Raw genomic sequence first — 21,657 nt, 5'->3', positions numbered from 1 at the left:
CCGATATTACTTAAGTAAACGGCGGTACAAAACGATCGTCATGACAAAGTAAATCACGTACAAAACGACAATGGCAATCAGCGATGGCATAAAGCCAACGTATGGATTTGTCATCAATGTTTTGAACATTTGTAGTCCGAAAACGACATCTAACGTTCCGATGATCATTGGAATGAAGAACAAGACACCCAAGTCTTTCACAACCGTAGTCGTTACTTGTCGCTTGCTCGTTCCTATCATCGTCAAGATACGATACCGACGCTTGTCATCAGCAACCCCTGACAATACCTTAAACATCAAGGTTGATGCCAGCATCGCCAAGAAGGCAATTCCTAAGAAGATACCCATGAATTCCAAACCGCCGAAGACGTTCTTAAGTAACGTAAACGTACCTACTACACCGGCTTGGTGATTAATTGCCGTGCCAGTGAAACGAGCTTCATGCTTTGCGTTCGCCGTCAGTGTTGCTTCGTTGGCTGCAAAACTCTTAACCGTTACCAAGTGAACTGATTTCACATCCCCCTTAGCAGCCATTTCAGACTCGTTGTTTGTCACAACCGCTGTTGCACCATATTGCTTGTCCAAAATTTGGTCTGCAATATTCGTTAGCGTATATTCTGAACCCGGCGTCGCCAACATGTAATCACCGGTTAACCACTTAATCCGCGTTTTATTTTCCTTGCCAGTTTCAACGACTGTTGGCAACTTCTTGGCGTTAAACTCATCACCGTTAAAGTATACCTTGCCCTTATTCACACTGTAGTGATACGTGGCTTCCCAAGTGATGTCCTTCAAATTTGACGTGCTAATTTTATCTGACGTGTAGGCCGCCGTGAATGGTTGACGCGACTGTGCTTGCTGCGGCAAGGCACGATAATACCCTTGCCCCACTGACATGGCACCAAGTGCCAATCCGAACATAACTGAAATAACCGTTAGAATACGTTGGTACTCGGGCAAACGGAACAATAGTTGTCCGTTCAAGAATGACCGTAACCCACGATTGTTGAAACGTGATCCACGCAAAGCATACGTGACCATCTTCAACGTCCGGCTCACAAACCAGTATGTTCCCCAGACGTTAAGCACAAGGACACCAATGAACCCGTACAACCCAAGATGCACGATACCTGGCATCATCACATAGCTGAAAATCAACAAGCCCAAACCAACCAGGCCAAGAATTGGGTCAAGAATCTTGTGACGCTTTGGTTGCGAAACCTGTTTGTCCGCCGTCAACAGTGTCAACGTATCTTGCTTACTAAGTCGGCTACGATTGTAGAGCCCGTTAATGAAGAACAAAGCCACGAAGAATACCAACGTTGCTAATGCGGCATTAAACGAGAATACTGACCAGTTTGCCAACTTTGTGTCCAGCAAATTCATCAAGAAATTACCACTGGCAGCTGTTAACCCAATACCTGCAAAAATACCAATGACCGTTGAGATAACACCCAAGGCTAGTGTTTCTTGCATCAACAAATACCCAATTTGCGACTTCTTCGCCCCTAGCATTGCCATTAGGCCATATTCAGACTGACGCAAACGCAACAGAAAACTGTTGGCAAAATTCAAATACACAAACGTAATCACGCCTAGCAAAAATTCACCGACCATAAAGACTGGCACAATCAGACCAATTGATGAATTATTTAACAAAAAATCACGGTTCAACGCGATGGCGCTCAGCATGTAAAAGATAGCTGCTGAAATGACCAATCCTACGAAGAGCACAGTGTAGTCACGCCACTTGGCGCGGAGTGACTTTAAAGCAATTTGAAACATATTATCACCCCACTAGTTAAAGTTGCCAAGTTCTGACAAAACATAGTTATAGAAGTCTTCACGTGAACGATCATCACGCGTTAACGTCTTCGTAATTTGACCGTCTGTCAGGAACAAAATCCGTGAGGCAAATGATGCTGAGAATGGATCGTGCGTCACCATCACAATGGAAATATCACGTTCTTGGTTAATTGTCGTCAAGTAATTCATCATTTCGCGAGCATTTTCTGAATCTAAGGCTCCTGTTGGCTCATCACCGAAAATCAAAGCTGGTTCGTGAACCAACGCACGGGCAGCCCCAACACGTTGTTGCTGACCACCTGACAACTCTGATGGGTACTTATCCAAGTACTCGCTGATATGAAGCAATGCTGCCACCTTCGCTACGGCATCATTTATCACCCGTGTCTTTGCTTTTTGGAGTGTCAAAGGCAACGCGATATTCTCACGCACTGTCAGACTTTCAATCAAGTTGTAACTTTGGAATATAAAGCCCATGTCACGCCCGCGGAAGTTTGAGATTTCATCGTCAGTCATGTGGAGGATATCTTTATTGTTAATAGCCACTGCCCCTTCGGTTGGCTTCATCAACGTTGACAAGATATTGAGCAATGTTGACTTACCTGATCCTGAAGGCCCCATGATGGCCACAAACTCACCACGTGGGACAGTCAATGACAAGTCCTTCAAAACGTGTTGTTCCACCCCGGCTGCGCTGGTGTATGTCTTATTTAACTTATCCGCAATAAGTACTGGTTGTGTCATGTTCGTTTCCCCACTAATTAATATCTTTTCTTTTCTTGTCTTTTGTTTCATTTATATTACATCACATACTATACAACGAACAAAATACCATGTCAAAACAATAAGTTGGTTAATTTTTCGTGATGTTGGAAAAATCGTCTATTTTGGGTCGTCCGTTGTGCCGAGGCTTCGTGGGCGAGGCGTGACTTTGCCAAAGATTGTCAGAGAGGGCGCGGGCACCGGCAAACACCCAAATAATTGGGTTAAGGGTCTGGGTCCGTTCGCCTTATCTAACCTGCAGTCGGCCGAACTTGCGAGTTCACTTCTGACAATCACTACGTCACATCCCACCCACCATGCGGCAGCCAAAATAGCCTCTACTAGACTAGCTGGTCATCCTTCCGGCTCATGCGTTAACAATTTTCTTGCAAATAACTTTGGGACGCTCATATACCAGATAAAAACTTAGTCACGACACATCGTCAAAATACGAAAAAAAGCGCCGTATATCTACGGCGCGTCGTACAAATATTTGTACAGATAGTCATTAGCGTAACTACCACGGGGAATAACTATAGTATAGGGTGCTTCTAAAATTTTCGCTAATAATAACTCTCGAAACCACCTCTTCCCAATTAAATGTGCAAGATCAGCGCAAACAATGCGAGCGCTGCTGGTAATCCTTGCACCAAGATAATTTTCTTGGCAGCTGTCATACTACCGTAAATCGCAACCACGATAATGTAAGCCATAAAGAGCTTCAACATCGTCATTTCAGCTGCACCATTTAGGACAACCATTGTTAGCAAAATCAAAACACCCAACATTCCGTTGTAGATTCCTTGATTTCCTAACAATGACCGAACTTCTGGTACTTTCGTAAATTCTTCCTCTAAATCAAACGTTTCCGCTTGCTTCTTTGGTGACCCAAACATCTCTAAGACCATGATGTAAAGTGCTTCCAAAGCAACCAACACCGTCAAAATATTCCCAATCATAACCACTTATATCTCCTAATAAGTTATATCGCTATAATAACATGATAGATAATATAAAAGCCACATCGCGTATCCGCGATATGGCTCAGGTATGGTTGACGACCCACAAAATATTTTTTGATTATGAAAGCGTTGATGTTGATAAAGAGTCGTCTCATCACCCTCTTGCTGTTCGAATATTTCCTGGAGAGAAATTTCATCGATCGGTATTTCCTGAAGGAGAAGAGTTTTCAGCTAGTTTTTAAGATATTGAACGATTACTCGAACAGCAAGAGTGAAACATGACGACATTACTTATCAACACGGTCCCCGATTCCTTAAACGTTTTCAGTCTATATCATCAACATTGCGTTCCCCGTGTCTCTAACACAAATATTATTGTAAGCGCTTTCTATAAAAATGTAAACCCTTTCATTATAATTAGTTTCGATTATTAACAAGGAAATGCTACCGACCTTACTAATTGGTAGCAGTAGTAGCTATAATATTAAAATTTACTGATCAACAGTACCATTTCACTTTGAAGCTAGTCTTACAATTCTTTCCATATATTAAATTTTACCAATTATCAGTGCCATTTATTTTGAAACAACTAACGACTAGACATTCGTATAGTAGCGCGTACTACTTACTTTTTGGCGCTGATTATTTTAATTACATGTATCGGCCAGAAAAAAATAGTGACCTCACACTGTACGAATACCGGAATGAGGCCATTGTTTCTAGTTTTACAGCATAGATTCAATTTTTTATTATTTCATATGTCAACTTGACGGGCCCACTGTAATCAAGGGGGCGCACCTGTTTTTTATTTAAATTATTCAGCTAAGTTTTGTCCCAGCCTTTTTTTACGACAAAACATGTCCAATTATCAATAAACCCGACGACTTATCAACCTTAATGGTTAAACGTCCATCCAATAGCTCCCCGGCAGCACTTACGTGTGCTTTAACGAAAGCTTCTCCCTTACAAAACCACCGATAATGGCCTTACCCAAGCCACCACCTTCTACCATTGATAATTCATCTTCTGAAATTACATCAAAATTCTTAATTGAATCCATGTCTAATCTTCCCAAAAATTACAGATACAATAGTTGAATCCGTAACAGATTTCTCATATCCAATAAAATTGGTAACTACGAAATACACAACACCAAATACGACCATACATAAATCAAGTTGTAAAAACTGTCGCACCTTGTTATTCGTGCATCATTCCTCCTTGACTACAGCATTAATTGTAATTCTAAATCCACCATTCGTGTATTGCCTGTCCGTCAACTCCATCATTTGACCGAATTTTTTGTCAATCTCATACGTGCAGATAGTCATCATATCAATGTTTGCTACATAACTACTTTGTGGTAAGTAACCACTGTCACTCTCAACATTTTCAAATATTGACTATTATTCCACCTATTATCTTGCTTAGTTTATTTCAGACATTATTTCAAACGTTTCGATTCGCTTATTCATTAGACCTAAAAATTCTATCTACGGTTGATTAGCAATACATCTTAATCTTAACTTTGCTCCATTTTATATCTTATGCTCTAATAAAAGCATGATGGATTTATAAATGTAAATCATGTATACCAACAGGGGGTGATTATCCAACGAGATCGCTAAGTTACGGTTTTCAACACTTTATGCTGCGCACCCTCATCCAAAAAAAGCTACTACTCAATGAAATATAAACAAAAGGCAGCTGTATTCAACAATGTGAGACCAGCTGCCTAGGTAAGGTTTAAAATATTTGATTTTACCGGCCATCAATACACTTTGACTTTGAAACAGCATTTTCGCCATTATTGTCGTAGCAGCCAGTCATTACCCCATACTAGCGGGCTTAATACACCTTATCGCGTGGCAACAAACTGTCAGACAGGCTTTGTAGCTCGCTTACCAATTTATTAAAACAGGCGGTCTGTTTGCGAGTATAAGTCACAATCAATGGCAACAAATCAACGCCTTGCTTTGGGTTTAGTCCGGTAGTTGCACAGATTTTGTTTAGCCTATAAACAATTGTCTTGGGATGCACCAACATTAAACACGCGGTCTCTTTTGTTGATGACATGTGCTGGACATATTCCCAAAACGTCAACCAGGTTTCATCATCAATCCGTTCATAGTAGGCCGCAACATTTGGATAGACCAAATCAGATTTAACCAAGTCATACAAATAACCAACCTGATTAAAGATGACAACCCGCTCAAACTCATTGGTCAGCAACACGGCAAATAACGCCTCTTTAATACCTGTTGATATATCAAAGTGAGCACCCCCGACACCTGCGAAGATGTCCGGTGACAAGGCCTCCAAAAACGGTTGCACGCCTTCCTCGGACAAAACATAAATCCGGCGCTTTGCATCCAAATTAAGTGCCAAACGATGTTCAGGCATCCGACGTCGGTCCCCACTTAAAACAACCGCTACATAGCGTTGTTCCAAATCAACACCGTTTATTTTAGCTTTACTAACAAAAGCTTGGTCCAAGGCAGTATCGTAGTCTGAAATATACAGCCACTGTGTCATGAAATTTTGTAGCATTGTATTTCCCCCTTGAAATCGCAGCTCAAAAACTCTCCTCCTTAATTATAAGTGTTCTCATGCATTTAGCCTCTTAAATTTTTTACATTTACGAAAAAATAAGCGAGCATGACCGCTCGCTTAAATATAATTCGATTAATCTGGCACAATCACTGTCCCATCTCCATCAGCAAGATATGCTTGCACATTATCAAGCGATGTAATAACGGCAGGTCGCCCCGTATTCTGTACGAAGCTAATAGCTGCTTCAACTTTAGGCTTCATCGAACCGGCTGGAAATTGGCCGGCATCTACTAATTGTTGCATTTCTGTCACGCTAATCCGTTTGATCATCGTCTGCGACGGTTGATTAAAGTCCTTTGCCACATAGCGTACCGCTGTCAAAATCAACAGTTCATCGGCATCGACCAATTCAGCCAGCTTAGCAGCCGTGAAATCCTTATCAATAACCGCTTCGACGCCTGTCACATGACCTTCTTTTTCGATTACCGGTACACCGCCACCACCACCGGCAATTAATGTCACACCATCTTGTACCAAGGTCTGAATTTCGGCAGCCTCCATGATACTAACTGGCTTTGGTGACGGCACAACCCGGCGGAAACCACGACCAGCATCAGCAACAAATTGCCAATCCGGGTACTGTTGCTTAATAGCCGGCAGTTCATCAACCGTGTAAAACGGTCCGATGGGCTTTGTTGGTTGACGGAAAGCTGAATCAGCTTCATCAACAACCGTGCGCGTCAACACCGTGGCCACCCGTTGTGATAAACCACGAATGCTAATTTCATAATTTAAAGCATCTGCCAACCATAAGCCAATCTCACCTTGTGTCATGGCTCCAACCGTATCCAACGGCATTGCCGGGTTCTTCACCGAACTACCTTGTAATTGTTGGAGCACTAAATTACCGACTTGTGGTCCATTACCATGAGTCAAAACAAGTTGCACATCTCCAGCCGCTAAGAAATTAATCAATTGTTGTGCGGTTTGCTGGATGGCCTGTTGCTGTGCGGCTGCACTTGGATCATCCGTCAAAATGGCGTTTCCCCCAAGGGCCACCACGATTCGTTTCGTCATTCCCGTCACTCCTTTACTTAAATCTTTAAGTTCCCCGTTGCTAAGGCCATAATGGCAGCCAGTGCGAGGACGACCACGACACCCATCATCACTAATTCCGTCTTTGAAATCGCCTGTTGTACTTCTCGTCGTGCTCTGACGTACAACATGAACCCTAAGACATAAAGAATTGTGCAGAGCCATAAATACTGCATGCCTGAAAATACAATCGCGGTCACTTCAAAGATAACTGCAATCAGCCCTGGCAGAATAACCGATAGCTTTTTCAGCTGTAACCCCAGCTTTAATTGGTAGGCCCCAACTAGGACATAGCAAACCACGATAGCCGCCGTACACAATGAATAGGCAAAGTTATAGGCTTCGTCAGTAAACAAAAGCGTAATCAGGAAGATTTGAATCAATACCTGAGTTAACAACAATGAATGTTGCGGTGCCCGGTACTTATTCAAAACACCAAACCACTCAGGTAACAACCCCTGTTCTGCCATTAATGAAGTTGCTTCCACTGGTAACATCGTCCATGACAACCATGCCCCTAAGATCGAGATAATCAACCCGATACTGATAAACGCACCACCAATCGGGCCAGTCATACTTTCAAATAAGTACAACAAAGCTGGATGCTGTACCTGTTGTAACTCCTGCAATGAAAGATAGCCATATGGCAAGATTGAGACAACCATGTAGATAACCAGCAACGAAATCAACCCGATAATTGTCGCCTTACCTGCATCGGACTTTTTCTTGGCGCGAGCCGCCATCATCGTGGCGCCTTCAATACCAACGAACACCCACATCATTGCCATGACACAGTTCTTGATTTGCTCGGCAATCCCAGCAGTAGTTGCTGAACTAAACACGAGTTCACCACCCACATTGGTGCTCATATTTTGCCAAAAATGGGCCGTAAATACACCCGCCTTAATGCTCAAAATGGCTACCACTACAAAGGCAAAAATTGGGACCAACTTCGTAATCGTCACAATTGTGTTGATTGCCGCGGCTGATTCAATCCCACGCGTTACTAAGAGCGTTAACGCCCACGACACCAGTGACGCCAAAACAATTGCCGGCACACTATTGCCGGACTTCAACGCCGGGAAAAAGTAGCCTAGTGCTGACATTAACATCGTGGCAAACGCCACATTACCCAGCCATGCTGATAGCCAGTACCCCCAACCAGAAATGAACCCAGCAAAGTCACCGAAACCAGCCCGCGCGTAATCTGACACACCCGTTAATTCAGGTTTATTCAACACCAAATTATTTAGACTAAGTGCTAACATCAATATGCCAAACCCAGTAATAACCCAGGCTAAGATAGCAGCACCGGGTGTTGCCCCTTGCGCAAGCGTGGCCGGTAAATCAAAGATGCCGGCTCCAATTGCGGAACTAATAACAAGGGCAACTAAGGCTGGTAGCGCAATCCCGTGATCCTTAGTATCTGCCATAGCTACTTACCGTTTTCTTCAAGCGCTGGCACATCAGGAATAAACAAGTTACCCAACGTCGCCGCCATGATCGCCTTAATTGAGTGCTTGCGGTTTTCAGCCTCGTCCCATTGACGCGCAAACTTACTGCGGAAGACTTCATCCGTCACTTCCATTTCAGTGATGCCATATTGGGCTTGCACCTCTTGGCCGTACTTCGTATTCACGTCGTGGAAAGCTGGTAAGCAATGCATGAAGATTAACTCATCATCTGGCGTACCCGTCTTACGCAACATTGCCATGTTAACTTGATAAGGCGTCAACAACTTCACGCGGGTCTCCCAGTCTGTTTCACCCATTGATACCCAAACATCTGTGTAAACAACATTTGAACCCTTGACGCCCGCATCGATATCAGCCGTCACGAGTAACTCAGCGCCGGTTTCCTTTGCAAACGTATTGGCCAAATCTACCACTTCTTGAGTTGGGTGCAATTCTTCAGGCGCAACAATGTGGATATTTACGCCCAGCATTGCCCCCGTAACCAACAATGAATTCGCCATGTTGTTACGCCCATCGCCCACAAACGTGAGTGTCAAACCACGCAAATGACCGAAGTTTTCTTTCACCGTCATAAAGTCAGCGATCATTTGCGTTGGGTGCCATTGATCAGTCAAACCGTTCCAAACTGGCACACCAGAATGGTTGGCCAGTCCTTCCACATCCGCCTGACTGAATCCTCGGAACTCAATACCATCAAACATGCTACCTAGCACAATGGCGGTATCTTCAACAGATTCCTTCTTCCCTAATTGGATGTCATTAGCTCCCAAATATTCTGGGTGTGCCCCAAGCTCTACTGCTGCCGTGGTAAAGGCCGAACGCGTCCGTGTTGACGTCTTTTCAAAGAGCAAGGCGATATTCTTCCCCTCTAGGTAACGGTGTGGGATGTGATTCTTTTGCAACGTCTTCAAATGTAACCCAAAATCAACCAAGTATTGGATTTCAGCTGATGTGAAGTCCTTTTCAGCTAAGAATGAACGCCCTTGAAATACTGAATTAATTGCCATGGTTTTTACTCCTCATCTTTATCTGTTGGTTACAAATCTTCACGCCAGATTGGTTGCGACATGCAACGTGGACCACCACGGCCACGCGACAACTCACTTGAAATCACTTCGTGTACAATGATGCCGTGGCGACGCAACAATTCGTTGCTGACGTAATTTCGGTTGTAGGTCACCACTTCCCCAGGGGCAATCGTCAACGTATTTGACCCATCGTTCCATTGCTCACGTGGTGCCACAATTTCATCACCACTACCGGTTTCAATCAAATCCAATTCTGACAAATCCAATACTTCTTGCAAGGTTTTGCCCAAATCGGTGCGGTGGGCCAACTTCACTGTGCCATCAGGTCCTGGCGTCATAATGAAAATGTTCATTTGGCCACCAGCATCCATAATGCCTGGGAAAACCGTAAATTGATCGCGGTTAACCATCGTGAAGACCGTATCGAGGTGCATCATGGCGTGGTTGTGCGGAATTTCGACAGCGACCACCGTATCAAAGTGGCTATTTGGATTAGCAAACAACTCCTTGGCCAAGGCTTCAATTGACTTTGACGATGTGCGTTGCGATACCCCAATAGCAATCACGTGGTCGTTCAAAATCAATTCATCCCCACCTTCAATCCGCGTGTTGTGGTTACGGTCACGCCAGATATCCACGTGTCCAGCAAAGCGTGGGTGATACTGCATGATGAACTCTGTAAACAGTGACTCTGGCTGACGGGCCTTATACGTCATGTGATTAATGGTGATACCGTTTCCCATTGACGCCTGCGGATCACGTGTGAAATACGCATTAGGTAATGGGTCCAACAAGAATGGGTTCGCCGCATCACGTCCTGCCAAATCATGCAAGGAATCATTTTCAAAATCAAACTCGTTACGTCGAATACCGGCATACAACTTCGTCACCATGTCACGGGTATCAAACGTTTCCAAGTAGTTAAACAGGGCATCATGTGTCGTACCAATACCGTAGCCAGCTTCATCCAAGTACTGCTGGACAAACCGATGCCGAATCACGTCATCGCTATCTAACGTTTCAACCGCCAAATCATCGACATATAACGTTTCAACGCCATTATCGCGTAACGTATCAGCGAAGAAATCGTGTTCTTCTTGGGCAATTTTCAAAAATGGAATGTCATCAAATAACAACCGTTCCATTGTGTCTGGTGTGATATTCTCAACCTCGGCCCCAGGTCGCTTCAAAAGCACTGACTTGAGTGTTCCGATTTCAGAATTAACATTAATCGCAGGATTGTTCATGATTTTCCCCCTTATGAACTTTTAACAAAGCACTTTTGTAAGCGCTTCCTTTGCTACGTGATTATTATTGCACCAAGCCTCATTACCTTAATATGGCACTTTGTCTAGAATTTTTTAGCCAAATCGCTAAAGACAAAAACGCGCAAAAAAGCCACCAACCGAAACCGGCTGGTGGCTCTTTCATCTTACTTTGCGTATTCAACTGAACGTGATTCGCGAATAACCGTCACCTTAATGTGGCCTGGATAATCCAAATCGTGTTCAATTTGATTCTTGATATCGCGGGCCAAAACAGTTGCTTCCAAATCGGTAACAGCTGCCGGCTCAACAATAACGCGAACCTCACGACCCGCTTGGATCGCAAATGACTTTTCAACTCCGTTGAAATCATTTGCGATGGCTTCAAGTTGTCGTAAGCGTTGGACGTAGTTTTCAAGTGATTCTGAACGTGCACCTGGTCGAGCAGCTGAAATTGAATCAGCAGCTGCAACCAAGACAGCGATGACAGAATCAGGTTCTACGTCACCGTGGTGGGAGGCAATAGCGTTAACCACAATTGGACGTTCCTTGTACTTCTTGGCAACTTCAACACCAAGTTCTACGTGGGAACCATCCACTTCATGATCAATCGCCTTACCAATGTCGTGTAATAATCCTGCGCGCTTGGCAAGCGTAACGTCTTCACCTAACTCAGCAGCCAACATGCCAGTTAGTTTAGCGACTTCAATTGAATGTACCAGTACGTTTTGACCGTAACTTGTACGATAGTTCATGCGACCGATTATTTTAATCAAGTCTGGGTGCATGCTATGAATGCCGAGATCGAAAATAGTTTGCTCACCGACTTCGCGGATGTGCTCGTCCATTTCCTTGCGGGCCTTCTCCACCATCTCTTCAATGCGAGCTGGGTGAATACGACCATCAGCAATCAACTTCTCCAAAGCATTCTTCGCAATTTCTCGACGGACTGGATCAAAGCCGCTTAATACCACAGCTTCTGGTGTGTCATCAATAATCAAATCAATACCAGTAACCGTTTCGATAGCCCGAATGTTTCGACCTTCACGACCGATAATTCGTCCCTTCATGTCATCATTAGGTAACGTCACAACAGATACCGTTGTTTCAGCAACCATATCTGCAGCAGAACGTTGGATAGCACTAACTACCAAGTTCTTAGCCCGCTTTTCAGCTTCGGCCGCAGCTTGCTCTTCGCTTTCCTTAATCATGACAGCGCGTTCAGAAACCAAAGCTTCCTTTGTTTCTGACAAGATTTGCTCACGAGCGTCTTCGCGACTCAAGTTTGCAATCTCCACCAACTTCGCTTCGCGTTCATCAATCAATGCTTCAGCACGCTTCTGCTTGTCGTTGACACTTTGTCGTTGTTGATCAAGTTTTGTCTCTTTTTCCGAAATAACTTCCTCACGCTTTTGCAATGAGGCGTCCTTTCGATCCAACACAGACTCACGACTTACCAAGCGATCTTCTTGTGACTTCACTTCTGAACGGCGTTCTTGAAGCTCACGTTCGATACGATCTTGGTAACGTTGGCTTTCATCTCGTGCCTCAACCAAAGCAGACTTCTTCATCTGCTCGGCATCAGTGGCAGCTTGACTCGTAATATCTGATGCGGTTTGGCGCGCAATTGTCAACGTGTGGTTAATTCGTGTCTTAGCCACCATATATCCAATTGCAACACCGATTACGATTGCGACAAGCGACAGCAGGATGATCATTGCAATGTTCATCTTGTATCTCCTGTCTATAGAGTTGACGTTTATGTCAAATCGATAGTGTTTTTTTGCGCTTTATTAACACAGGTTTCATTTTAGGCTTTTCCTCATAATAAGTCAATTAGAAGCAGAAACTGTGACGCTTACAAAAAGCCCGCCACATCAACCTTTTGGCGGTGTGGCGGGTGCCTTGTTTTACGCTTGTAACATTTGTTATGATTCGGGATCAACAACCGTTAAAAGGGTTAATGAAAGCGCTAATCTTAAGATTGTTGCAACAACTGGTGCCATAAAGAAATATGGTGAAATAAAGATACCTAAGCCAGCTGCGAGCAAGAGAAATAGAGCCATCACTACTGACGTCCAACGTAATACTTTGGTATCAGTACTAAAAAGTGCTGCAGTGGTATCCCAAAGCTTGCGCAAATCAGTCACTGTCGCAACGTGAATGTCCGCATTTACAGGTTGATCACCCACCGCAACCGTAATAGTTGGTTGCACATCAGCCGGCAATGGTTGATTCGTAATCAACATCGTATTATCTTGATTCAGCCAAGCCATCAATTGAGCTTGCTTGCCTGCCGGCGTCAAATCAGCGACGGTTTCCGTTAACGATCCCATCAGCTTTTTCACCTGCATGGTTGAACCAGTTGTATCGGCCGTCGCCAGGCGCACTTGTAATCCTTGCTCAGTTAAGAGACGGTCAACGGCTAGCAATGCATTATTAAGCGATGAGCCGAACGTAATGACCCCAATGACTTGTAGACCATCGACAATGTAACTCACAGAATTGCCTAATTCTTGATACGACTGCAGTGTCGCCGCATCGATAGCAAACTTCTGTTCAACCGCATACGCCGCGGACACAATCGAGAAACGTTCATTTAAGATGACACCTTTCACCCCAACCAGTGGCATAAGCTCTAGTTCTGAGGCGCTTGATGGATACACCCCACGTTCTTCGGCAAACGCCAAGACTGAGCGGGTTAATTCTGAATCAAATGGTTCCAACAACCCAGTTGTAATTCCCAAAATATCAAAATCACTGTACCGTTCATCAACCGATAAAACAGACCGCACAACAATCGTGTCGCTGGTCAGAATACCCGTTTTTTCCACCACAACATTTTTTACATTATGCACGTAATCAAGTACTTGTGGGTTTTGACAGGTTACTCCATCCGCTGCCAACGCCCGCAAAATTTTAAAGCGGCGCCAACCGGCCCAAAACGCTGGCCAGCGGGGATCAACGATTAGCAAAACTGAGGCTGCAACCGCCAAACCTGATTGCCAATTTAAGGTCATACCGAAAAATAGCAAGGCGTAAATGGCCAACACGACCGTAATCCAAGTTAGCCGGCGAGCATTTTGTTGCATGACCGCATCTAACGGTATCGCACGTTCGCGGCGTTGTAGCAAACCAAGCGATAGCAACAACAACGTTACTCCTGCCAATGCAAGTGGCAAGGTCATCGTCCGTAAAAAGTCCCCTGTCGCTGGCATTTCATGTAACCAAGCAACCGTTGCGAACCAAAGCGCTTGCCCTACAACTGGGACCCACAGCGTGGTTAATTGGGTCTCCTTTTGTTGCCGATACGCCTGCATTAACATTCGCACATTGACCAGCACAATGAATAAGGCCGTCACGATAAACGCGATTAGCTCAAAATGAGGAACCGGTGTGTGCAAGAGGGCCGCTTCCCCCTGTAAAAGTGGCATCGTCAGCGCCGTAATAATCGTTAAGACAGCAGACGCAATGGCATATCTCAAGTACCTCAATTGTAGTGTCAGCATCGTCTCACAACCTCCCAAAGTCATTTAAATAAGCAGATCAAGTCTCCCAGAATCTCAACCTAAAACTGCCATGATACAAAAATAACCGCGCCCATAAGGACACGGTTATTAAGTAAGGAGAATGTGGGATTCGAACCCACGCGCCGCTTTCACGACCTGACGGTTTTCAAGACCGTTCCCTTCAGCCAGACTTGGGTAATTCTCCATTAATTGCGGGAGCAGGATTTGAACCTACGACCTTCGGGTTATGGGCCCGACGAGCTACCAGACTGCTCCATCCCGCGATAATAAATATTTAAGTTGTAACGCCAACGACGTTAAAGGAGAATGTGGGATTCGAACCCACGCGCCGCTTTCACGACCTGACGGTTTTCAAGACCGTTCCCTTCAGCCAGACTTGGGTAATTCTCCATAACGTAATTACTTATCGCAACCACAAATAATATAATACAGACCTACCTATTAAATGTCAACACTTTTAATGAAATTGATTGAATGAAGTGAAAACGCAAACCCCACCGCAGTTAATAGGTGAGATTTACGTTTTCATGTTGTGTTATGAAACCCCGCTCTGTTCATGTTTGAGGAAACGTAACAACTCATTCGCATCAACGCTCACAGTTTGACCTATGAAGGCCGTTTCATCAAATGCCAGAGTCGGCTGCTGACTGATTGTCACCCCTGCCACGTTTGGTTGGGGCAACCGCTACCAATGTGCATCCGCCGCCCGCAACACATTCGGTCGGGCATATTGCGTGCGTGCCGTTTCATACTCTGGCAACGGCGTCAACCAAGTAACTGGCAGCTGAAGTAGCTCACCGTAATAAGTTGCCGCTAACTGACTAATTAGTCCCGTACCAACCAAACTAATTGTGTCATACCGGCCATCCTTTTGCGCATTGTGGATCAAGGTTGTGGTAAACTTGGGACTTGATTGATAGTAATCCACCGCTAATCCACAATGACATCTGGAAAGAATAAAACGGGGGCACATCCGGAAAAATATGTTTTTGTAAACTTTCCATCATGGGAATCACAAATTGTACCAGCTGACCATCCGGTTGAATGAACTCAACGTGCCATTCCCAGTACACATCACCACGTGGATTACCTTCTAGGTACACCTTTTTCTCACCAGCATCCAAAAAAATACCATTCATACCGGCCAAAACTGTTTCAAATTTTTCAACACTGATGTGTACCACGTCACTACCTGTTGCAAGGGGGGCAAAAACACCACTTAACGTCATTTGAAAACGTCCTCGGCGTTCAACAGAACCAGCGAATGTTTCCGCAATATCCAGCGTCTCCGTAACGCCCGAATGGATACTATGTTGCTCCATGAAAAAGTTATCAACAATTGTTTAAAATAAATCATGATTAGTCCCTGCACAAAGAAAGCCGCTTTTTGTTTCAAAAAGGCTGCAATCTCCAGTTCAACCGTCGTGCTGGCATAAATACTTGAGACTGGCGGCAGACGTTTCACAATCTCTAAAACGTCCGCACCAGCCAATATTCCATCTGTAAAGACTGCATAGTGATCGGATGGACAGGCTGGGAGCTCGCCTGTTGCCGTCGTCACCAAAACCGATTGCAATTTAGGATCCAATGCCCACTCATCAAACGGCCACGCTTTGTCGCCAACCTGAATCAAACGGAATTTGGCTTTCGGTGCTTTTTCGGTTTGTCCTACACTTCCACGACAACACGATGCGTTTTTTCCGATATTTTTTCAACCGGCACTTCGTCATTATAAACTGCAGCTTGATTAGACTACAGACGTGCAATTTCATCGCGATTTTTCTGAAGATTCCTCTACTAAAACGCCCACCAATCGTTGAATTGATTGGTGGGTATTTTGCTAATCATTTTCGGGGTTCAATTCTTTAAACCTTTTTTCGAATTTTTGCCGTTTAATCACCGACAAATGTGACCGTAATTGAGCAATTTGCTTAATGGTCGGGAGTTGTTGCCAATCAAAACGATTTCGGCTATCGACGTCCGCCAACAGGGCATCTGAAATGACTCAATCAACGTTATCTTAAAAACGATTCATAAAAACAATATTAAACTCTACCATCCCCACCAACATACGTTTCAAAATGACTTCAAGCGCCGGGCGGTACGTAATATCAATCTCAATTTTAATTGGCGCAAAAATTTCAGCCTGGTCAAGGTAGGCAGCAAACACGGTAAACAAATAACCAAACATCAAGCGTTCAGATTCTTCAGGTGTAAGGTCGCGCAACGGCGCTATGTCACGGCTCACATCGATCGCCATCTCAATCAACACCGGGTACATGCGGCAAGCCTCTTCCATGTCAAAATAGCGTCGGTGTTCCACACCAATCGTGTGCAGCTCAAACATCAGCACCGGTGGCAATAACTCACGCCTGATTTGAGTCGCACTGGCCGGTGTCATCGCTATACCAAAGTAACGCTGATGGCAGCAAGCCACAATCGTCATAATTTCTGTAATGCGTTGTTGCATCCTTGGCGTAATAATATGCTGCCAGTCAGTTGATCCGACAACATTTAATATATACAAATAATACAGGGTTTTGCGTGCATCAACTGCCGCCTGCTCCGCATTAATGGTGTCACACTGTAGTGAATCAGTCACCATTTCCGCCAATAAAGCTTGCGTTGTGGGTGCCATATCAGTTGTTGGCACAAAAATATCATCTAAGTTATGGACGTCAACGAAATGACCCCCGTGTACTCGAATCGCAACCAGCGCATAATAGAAGCACAAGGCAAGGCAATCCACTTCGAATCGCAAATAAATGCCTCTGCCGTAAATGAAGTAACTAAGCGGTCTATCCCCTCATCACCTTTTAAATTTATTTCTTTAACTGACGGGTTGCCCACATATTCGTTGCAATCGCACCAATCATCAGCAAGGCCCCTACCCAGAAGATATTGTGGAGACCAAACGTCATGATGTCACGTAATGGTGCAATGTGACTAGCCGGCAAATTCTTAGCCGTATTTGGATCAATCAGCTCATTTAGTTCATTGAACTTCAAATTGCTGTGACCACGTAAAGCAATCGCCATCGACACATTCAAGACAACGCCGTAAACCGTTGTCATCATTGTTTGGACCACGGCCCGGGCCAAGTTATTGAATGATGTTGCCATCCCAACTTGACTTGGCGCAACTGTTTGTTGGGCCATCACTGTCGTTCCAGTCATCGTTGAGCCCATCGTCAAACCAAAGATCACACCTGTCGCCAAGAACAACACAAATGGTGCATCCCCTGGCATAACAGCCAACATAATGGCATATAGCGTGCCGACAAATAAACTAAACTTGAATAGATATTGTGCACCATGCTCCGCCATTACACGACCAGCAATCATTGCACCAAACATCCAAACTACAGAACTTGGTGTTACTACGAATCCGGCAACAGACGGCTTCATACCACCCAAGGCTTGCATCCAAGTTGGCAAGTAAACGTTATAAGCGATAATGAAACCAGCCACCAAGCCGGCAATTGTATTGGCAGCGGTAAAGTCAACCGACTTAAACATCGCCAAATCAATTAATGGCTCTTCAGCCTTGCGTTCACGCTTAATAAACAACCACAAACCAATTACTGAGGCAATAAAGAAGACCAGCATCAAGACCCATTGAGATTCAGAAATCATTTGCAAACCTAACAACAACCCCACGATGAACATCGTCATCCAAAGCACACCAGGATAATCAATCGTGGCCTTCCGACGTTCGAAGCGATCCTTATAGAAGAATACCAAAATGCCAATCGCGATTAAGCCAACTGGTACGTTGATGAAGAACACCCAGTGCCATGACAGATTTTGCACCAAATAACCACCGACTAGCGGCCCCACCATTGAGGCGACACCCCAAGCCGTTGAGTTCAGTCCCATGACTGAAGCACGCTTCTTGATGGGATACAAATCAGCCAAAATTGTAAAGGCGACGGGCATAATACCACCCGCGCCGATTCCCTGAATCGCACGCCAGAAAATCAAAGCGCCCATACTGTCGGAAACACCACTCAACATCGATCCGAATAAGAAAATAATAAGTCCTGATAACATAGCTGGCTTACGCCCAATCAAATCGGCAAGCTTACCATAGATTGGCGTCGCAACTGCAGTCATCAACATATAAATACTGAACACCCAACTCATTAACTTGATACCATGCAAGGAACCAATGATGGTTGGCATGGCGGTTGAAATAACGGTTCCTTCAACCGCTGACATAAATGTTGAAAGCAAAATTGCGGCCGTGATAATACCGACAAACTTTGGCTTGTTCTCCATAACATCCACCTTCTTTCGCTTTTTTTAGACGCTTTATTCTAACATTGTGTCAGTACAATGGTGATTTAAAGGAGCGTTATGAAAAATTTGTTGCGTACTCTAATCATTCAAGGCGCAGATATGCACCCTAGAATCTAGCATATTCAGATACCAGTTAATCGGATATCCCCCTATCCCCTTAGTTTCATGCCGATTAACCACTCATTAAGCCACGTGCCCCCTCACGTGGTTTTTTTGCTGCGTTTACAACGCATTCCGAGAAACGGGATTTCACTTATTAAAAATACACAAAGCTTCCCGTTTTTGGCACTTTTGCAAAAAAATGTAACTAATGCACGCATACTAAATCAAGGCCGGATTATTCATGCACTAAATTTTTAACCACAACTAAATAATTAAAATACGATAAATCACCTTGAAACTGCCGGTGCCTTGGCACAGTTTCAGAGTGTTTTTTTCGATTGAGCGTTTTTTGAGAAAAACGGGCACACTAAAACCAGCCAGATTTTGCTATTTTTTTGAAAATCTACCTCGTTGTTTTATTGCAACAAAGCATTTAGTCGTTCCCAAGCTCGCCAGAACAGACCATCGAATTGTTCTTGGATGCGGCTATCTTAACTATTGTAGAGTTCTCATTAATTTGTGCTATTACTATTAACATAATATTTCCTTCTCATTCTTTTTCCAATACACATTAAGCGTTTTGTATTACATCTCTTAATAACTACAAATACATATCGCACTAAATACTAAAATTTTTTTCAAACAGAGACCTAATGTAAAAAACCTCAAATCCTCGATTGTAAAAATCGAGGATTTGAGGTTTAATTCTAAGCCTAAAACGTTGATATAACGTTTATTTCAGCTTTAACGTCATGGCATTAATGGCAACAACAATTGTGGATAAGGACATTAGGATGGCTCCAACCATTGGATCCAAACGAATACCAATCGGCATCAGTATACCGGCTGCTAATGGCAACGCAATTAGATTATAGCCAGCTCCCCACCACAGGTTTTGCGTCATCTTACGCTTGGCTTGGCGTGCTAATGACAACAATGTTAACACATCGCTTGGTTTTGAGTGGACCAAGACAACATCCGCTGCATTAATGGCGACATCCGTTCCAGCGCCAATCGCCACCCCTAGGTCAGCTTGGGCCAGAGCAGGCGAATCATTCACCCCATCACCAATCATCATCACACCACCTTGTTGTTGGTATTGTGTCACCAAAGCTACCTTATCTTGTGGCTTCAAATTAGCATGTACCTGTTCAATCCCTAATTGTTGGGCAATTACTTGGGCAGCCGCTTCATTATCACCAGTTAACATGACGGGCGTAATTTGTTGTGCTTTGAGATCTGCAATAAATTGACGGGCGTCATCCTTGATGGCATCCCCCAACCCGATAACACCGACAACTGTGTCATGTTTAACCAAAAAGCTAACCGTATATCCTTTGTCAGCTAGTGCCGCAAACATGGCGTGTTCATGGGCAATACCCCGTTCATGTAGTGCTGGCATATTTAACAAAGCAAAGTGATCATCCCCAATCATACCGGTCACACCAGCACCTGGAATGGTTTCCTGATGCATAACCGTTGGCAAGTCTCCAGTTACTGCCTGCAAAAGGCTCGTGGCAATTGGGTGCGTGCTGCCTTGTTCCAGAGCAGCTGCGGTCCGCAAAATTTCATCCGCCGTCATGGCATCCGTTGTTGTTAAGACTTGTTGCACTTTAAAGTTTCCGGCCGTCAACGTGCCCGTCTTATCCATCAACGCATAACGCAATTGATTAACCTGCTCTAAAGCGGGACGGTTTTGAATCAACAGCCCTTGTTGTGCTGCAATGCCTGTCAAGCGGGCCACAACCAACGGAATCGCTAAGCCCAACGCATGGGGACAAGCGATAATGAACACTGTCACGGCAATCGGCAAAGCAAAAGCAAAGCCATGAATAACCGTCCAAACCACCAAAGCCAAAATGCCAATAATCGTGGCCGCGTAGAACAACCAGCCAGCCACGCGGTCTGCTAACGTTTCAGACTTTGTTTTCGCCTGTTGTGCCCGGGTTACCAATTGTTGGACCTGAGCTAAGAAACCATCTTGAGCTTGCTTGGCAACGGTCATCGTAAATGGCGTGTTACTGTTCAACGAACCGCCAACAACATGGTCACCTTCATGTTTTATCACGCCAACCGACTCACCTGTTAAGAGTGATTCGTCCAAGGTTGGCATCCCTGTTAACACACGACCATCAACCGGCACGCGTTCGTTTTCTTTAACGAGCACGACATCGCCCAAATCCAACTCGTCAATGGGTGTGTCTTGATAATGTTCGTCATGTTGCCGGCGGTGGGCCGCTTTTGGCACTAAATTAGCCAAGGCGTCTACCGCTGAACCAGCCTTCATAATTGCATTCATTTCAATCAAGTGACCTAACAACATGATGTCAATCAGCGTGGCAAGTTCCCAAAAGAAGTCCATTATCATCGCGTGCGGGTGCAAAGCATTCATGATTGTGGCGTACAAACTATAAAAGTACGCGACCACAATCCCCATCGTAATCAACGTCATCATCGCTGGTTGCTTGCTTTGCAATTCACCACGTGCACCGTTAAAGAAGGGTGTCCCACCATAGAAAAATAGAATTGAGCCAAGGACGAGCACTAACCAGTTCTGGCCAGGAACGCCAGTAATCGTAAATGGCAGAGCCATCCCCATCATTGGCGATAGCAAAATAATTGGAATTGTCAGAATAACCGAGACAATTAACTTTTGCTGCATGTTGCCCATATGCATCATGTGGCCACCGTGCATCATCATGTCGTGGTCACCGTGGTTCATGTGCATATCGTGCATATCGTGCATATCGTGCATATCGTGCATATCGTGCATATCGT

General features: G+C 44.5%; 16 protein-coding genes and 3 tRNA genes. All 19 read right to left on the bottom strand.

Annotation, left to right across the window (positions count from 1 at the left end):
• Positions 1 to 6: 6 nt before the first annotated feature.
• The 19 genes from EST42_RS01400 to EST42_RS01320 all read right to left on the bottom strand — a co-directional run bounded on the left by EST42_RS01400 (position 7) and on the right by EST42_RS01320 (position 21,652).
• Positions 7 to 1,785, bottom strand: a complete 1,779-nt coding sequence (locus EST42_RS01400) for an FtsX-like permease family protein (RefSeq protein WP_134643896.1) — start codon at positions 1,783 to 1,785, stop codon at positions 7 to 9.
• Positions 1,786 to 1,797: 12 nt separating this feature from the next.
• Positions 1,798 to 2,550, bottom strand: coding sequence for an ABC transporter ATP-binding protein (locus tag EST42_RS01395; RefSeq protein WP_134643895.1), 753 nt, complete (start codon positions 2,548 to 2,550; stop codon positions 1,798 to 1,800).
• Between the two features lie 614 nt (positions 2,551 to 3,164).
• Positions 3,165 to 3,527, bottom strand: coding sequence for a DUF1304 domain-containing protein (locus EST42_RS01390; RefSeq protein ID WP_134643894.1), 363 nt, complete (start codon positions 3,525 to 3,527; stop codon positions 3,165 to 3,167).
• 937 nt (positions 3,528 to 4,464) lie between these two features.
• Complete coding sequence (locus tag EST42_RS10830; protein ID WP_245150314.1) at positions 4,465 to 4,590, bottom strand: bacteriocin class II family protein; 126 nt, start codon at positions 4,588 to 4,590, stop codon at positions 4,465 to 4,467.
• Between the two features lie 788 nt (positions 4,591 to 5,378).
• The gene (locus EST42_RS01385; RefSeq protein ID WP_134643893.1) at positions 5,379 to 6,080 is read right to left on the bottom strand and encodes a helix-turn-helix domain-containing protein; all 702 of its coding nucleotides are present in this window, start codon (positions 6,078 to 6,080) and stop codon (positions 5,379 to 5,381) included.
• Between the two features lie 135 nt (positions 6,081 to 6,215).
• Positions 6,216 to 7,160: a carbamate kinase gene (gene arcC, locus EST42_RS01380; RefSeq protein ID WP_134643892.1), complete on the bottom strand. Its 945-nt coding sequence runs from the start codon at positions 7,158 to 7,160 to the stop codon at positions 6,216 to 6,218.
• Positions 7,161 to 7,177: 17 nt separating this feature from the next.
• Positions 7,178 to 8,611: an arginine-ornithine antiporter gene (gene arcD, locus EST42_RS01375; protein ID WP_134643891.1), complete on the bottom strand. Its 1,434-nt coding sequence runs from the start codon at positions 8,609 to 8,611 to the stop codon at positions 7,178 to 7,180.
• Between the two features lie 2 nt (positions 8,612 to 8,613).
• Positions 8,614 to 9,660 carry an ornithine carbamoyltransferase gene (argF, locus tag EST42_RS01370; RefSeq protein ID WP_134643890.1) on the bottom strand — a complete coding sequence of 349 codons (1,047 nt, stop codon included), beginning with the start codon at positions 9,658 to 9,660 and terminating at the stop codon, positions 8,614 to 8,616.
• A 29-nt stretch (positions 9,661 to 9,689) separates the two neighbouring features.
• A complete protein-coding gene (gene arcA, locus EST42_RS01365; RefSeq protein ID WP_134643889.1) occupies positions 9,690 to 10,928 on the bottom strand; it encodes an arginine deiminase in 1,239 nt (412 codons plus the stop codon).
• A gap of 185 nt (positions 10,929 to 11,113) precedes the next feature.
• Positions 11,114 to 12,676, bottom strand: coding sequence for a ribonuclease Y (gene rny, locus EST42_RS01360; protein ID WP_134643888.1), 1,563 nt, complete (start codon positions 12,674 to 12,676; stop codon positions 11,114 to 11,116).
• Between the two features lie 198 nt (positions 12,677 to 12,874).
• Positions 12,875 to 14,455 (bottom strand): HAD family hydrolase, encoded by a 1,581-nt coding sequence (locus EST42_RS01355; RefSeq protein WP_134643887.1) that lies wholly within the window; start codon positions 14,453 to 14,455, stop codon positions 12,875 to 12,877.
• 115 nt (positions 14,456 to 14,570) lie between these two features.
• Positions 14,571 to 14,660, bottom strand: a tRNA-Ser gene (locus tag EST42_RS01350).
• 5 nt (positions 14,661 to 14,665) lie between these two features.
• Positions 14,666 to 14,739 (bottom strand) — tRNA-Met (locus EST42_RS01345).
• A 37-nt stretch (positions 14,740 to 14,776) separates the two neighbouring features.
• Positions 14,777 to 14,866, bottom strand: a tRNA-Ser gene (locus tag EST42_RS01340).
• A 295-nt stretch (positions 14,867 to 15,161) separates the two neighbouring features.
• Positions 15,162 to 15,320 (bottom strand): hypothetical protein, encoded by a 159-nt coding sequence (locus EST42_RS10410; protein WP_167711020.1) that lies wholly within the window; start codon positions 15,318 to 15,320, stop codon positions 15,162 to 15,164.
• A gap of 10 nt (positions 15,321 to 15,330) precedes the next feature.
• Complete coding sequence (locus EST42_RS01335) at positions 15,331 to 15,798, bottom strand: hypothetical protein (protein ID WP_134643886.1); 468 nt, start codon at positions 15,796 to 15,798, stop codon at positions 15,331 to 15,333.
• Positions 15,799 to 16,496: 698 nt separating this feature from the next.
• Positions 16,497 to 17,237 (bottom strand): hypothetical protein, encoded by a 741-nt coding sequence (locus tag EST42_RS01330; protein WP_134643885.1) that lies wholly within the window; start codon positions 17,235 to 17,237, stop codon positions 16,497 to 16,499.
• A gap of 61 nt (positions 17,238 to 17,298) precedes the next feature.
• Entirely contained in the window at positions 17,299 to 18,756 is a 1,458-nt protein-coding gene (locus tag EST42_RS01325) for an MFS transporter (RefSeq protein WP_134643884.1), read from the bottom strand.
• An 856-nt stretch (positions 18,757 to 19,612) separates the two neighbouring features.
• Positions 19,613 to 21,652 (bottom strand): copper-translocating P-type ATPase, encoded by a 2,040-nt coding sequence (locus EST42_RS01320; protein WP_134643949.1) that lies wholly within the window; start codon positions 21,650 to 21,652, stop codon positions 19,613 to 19,615.
• Between the last annotated feature and the right edge of the window lie 5 nt (positions 21,653 to 21,657).

Source organism: Weissella cibaria, from assembly GCF_004521965.1.
In the GTDB taxonomy this organism is placed as follows: Bacteria; Bacillota; Bacilli; order Lactobacillales; family Lactobacillaceae; genus Weissella; species Weissella cibaria_A.
This window is presented reverse-complemented; position numbering and strand designations above follow the sequence as displayed.

Coding starts and splice junctions, on each gene's coding strand:
- EST42_RS01325 (WP_134643884.1), bottom strand. CDS start 18,756: ATGGAGAACAAGCCAAAGTTTGTCGGTATTATCACGGCCGCAATTTTG.
- EST42_RS01320 (WP_134643949.1), bottom strand. CDS start 21,652: ATGCACGATATGCACGATATGCACGATATGCACGATATGCACGATATG.
- EST42_RS01400 (WP_134643896.1), bottom strand. CDS start 1,785: ATGTTTCAAATTGCTTTAAAGTCACTCCGCGCCAAGTGGCGTGACTAC.
- arcC (WP_134643892.1), bottom strand. CDS start 7,160: ATGACGAAACGAATCGTGGTGGCCCTTGGGGGAAACGCCATTTTGACG.
- EST42_RS01335 (WP_134643886.1), bottom strand. CDS start 15,798: ATGGAGCAACATAGTATCCATTCGGGCGTTACGGAGACGCTGGATATT.
- argF (WP_134643890.1), bottom strand. CDS start 9,660: ATGGCAATTAATTCAGTATTTCAAGGGCGTTCATTCTTAGCTGAAAAG.
- EST42_RS01390 (WP_134643894.1), bottom strand. CDS start 3,527: ATGATTGGGAATATTTTGACGGTGTTGGTTGCTTTGGAAGCACTTTAC.
- EST42_RS01385 (WP_134643893.1), bottom strand. CDS start 6,080: ATGCTACAAAATTTCATGACACAGTGGCTGTATATTTCAGACTACGAT.
- arcD (WP_134643891.1), bottom strand. CDS start 8,611: ATGGCAGATACTAAGGATCACGGGATTGCGCTACCAGCCTTAGTTGCC.
- arcA (WP_134643889.1), bottom strand. CDS start 10,928: ATGAACAATCCTGCGATTAATGTTAATTCTGAAATCGGAACACTCAAG.
- EST42_RS10830 (WP_245150314.1), bottom strand. CDS start 4,590: ATGGATTCAATTAAGAATTTTGATGTAATTTCAGAAGATGAATTATCA.
- EST42_RS01355 (WP_134643887.1), bottom strand. CDS start 14,455: ATGCTGACACTACAATTGAGGTACTTGAGATATGCCATTGCGTCTGCT.
- EST42_RS01395 (WP_134643895.1), bottom strand. CDS start 2,550: ATGACACAACCAGTACTTATTGCGGATAAGTTAAATAAGACATACACC.
- rny (WP_134643888.1), bottom strand. CDS start 12,676: ATGAACATTGCAATGATCATCCTGCTGTCGCTTGTCGCAATCGTAATC.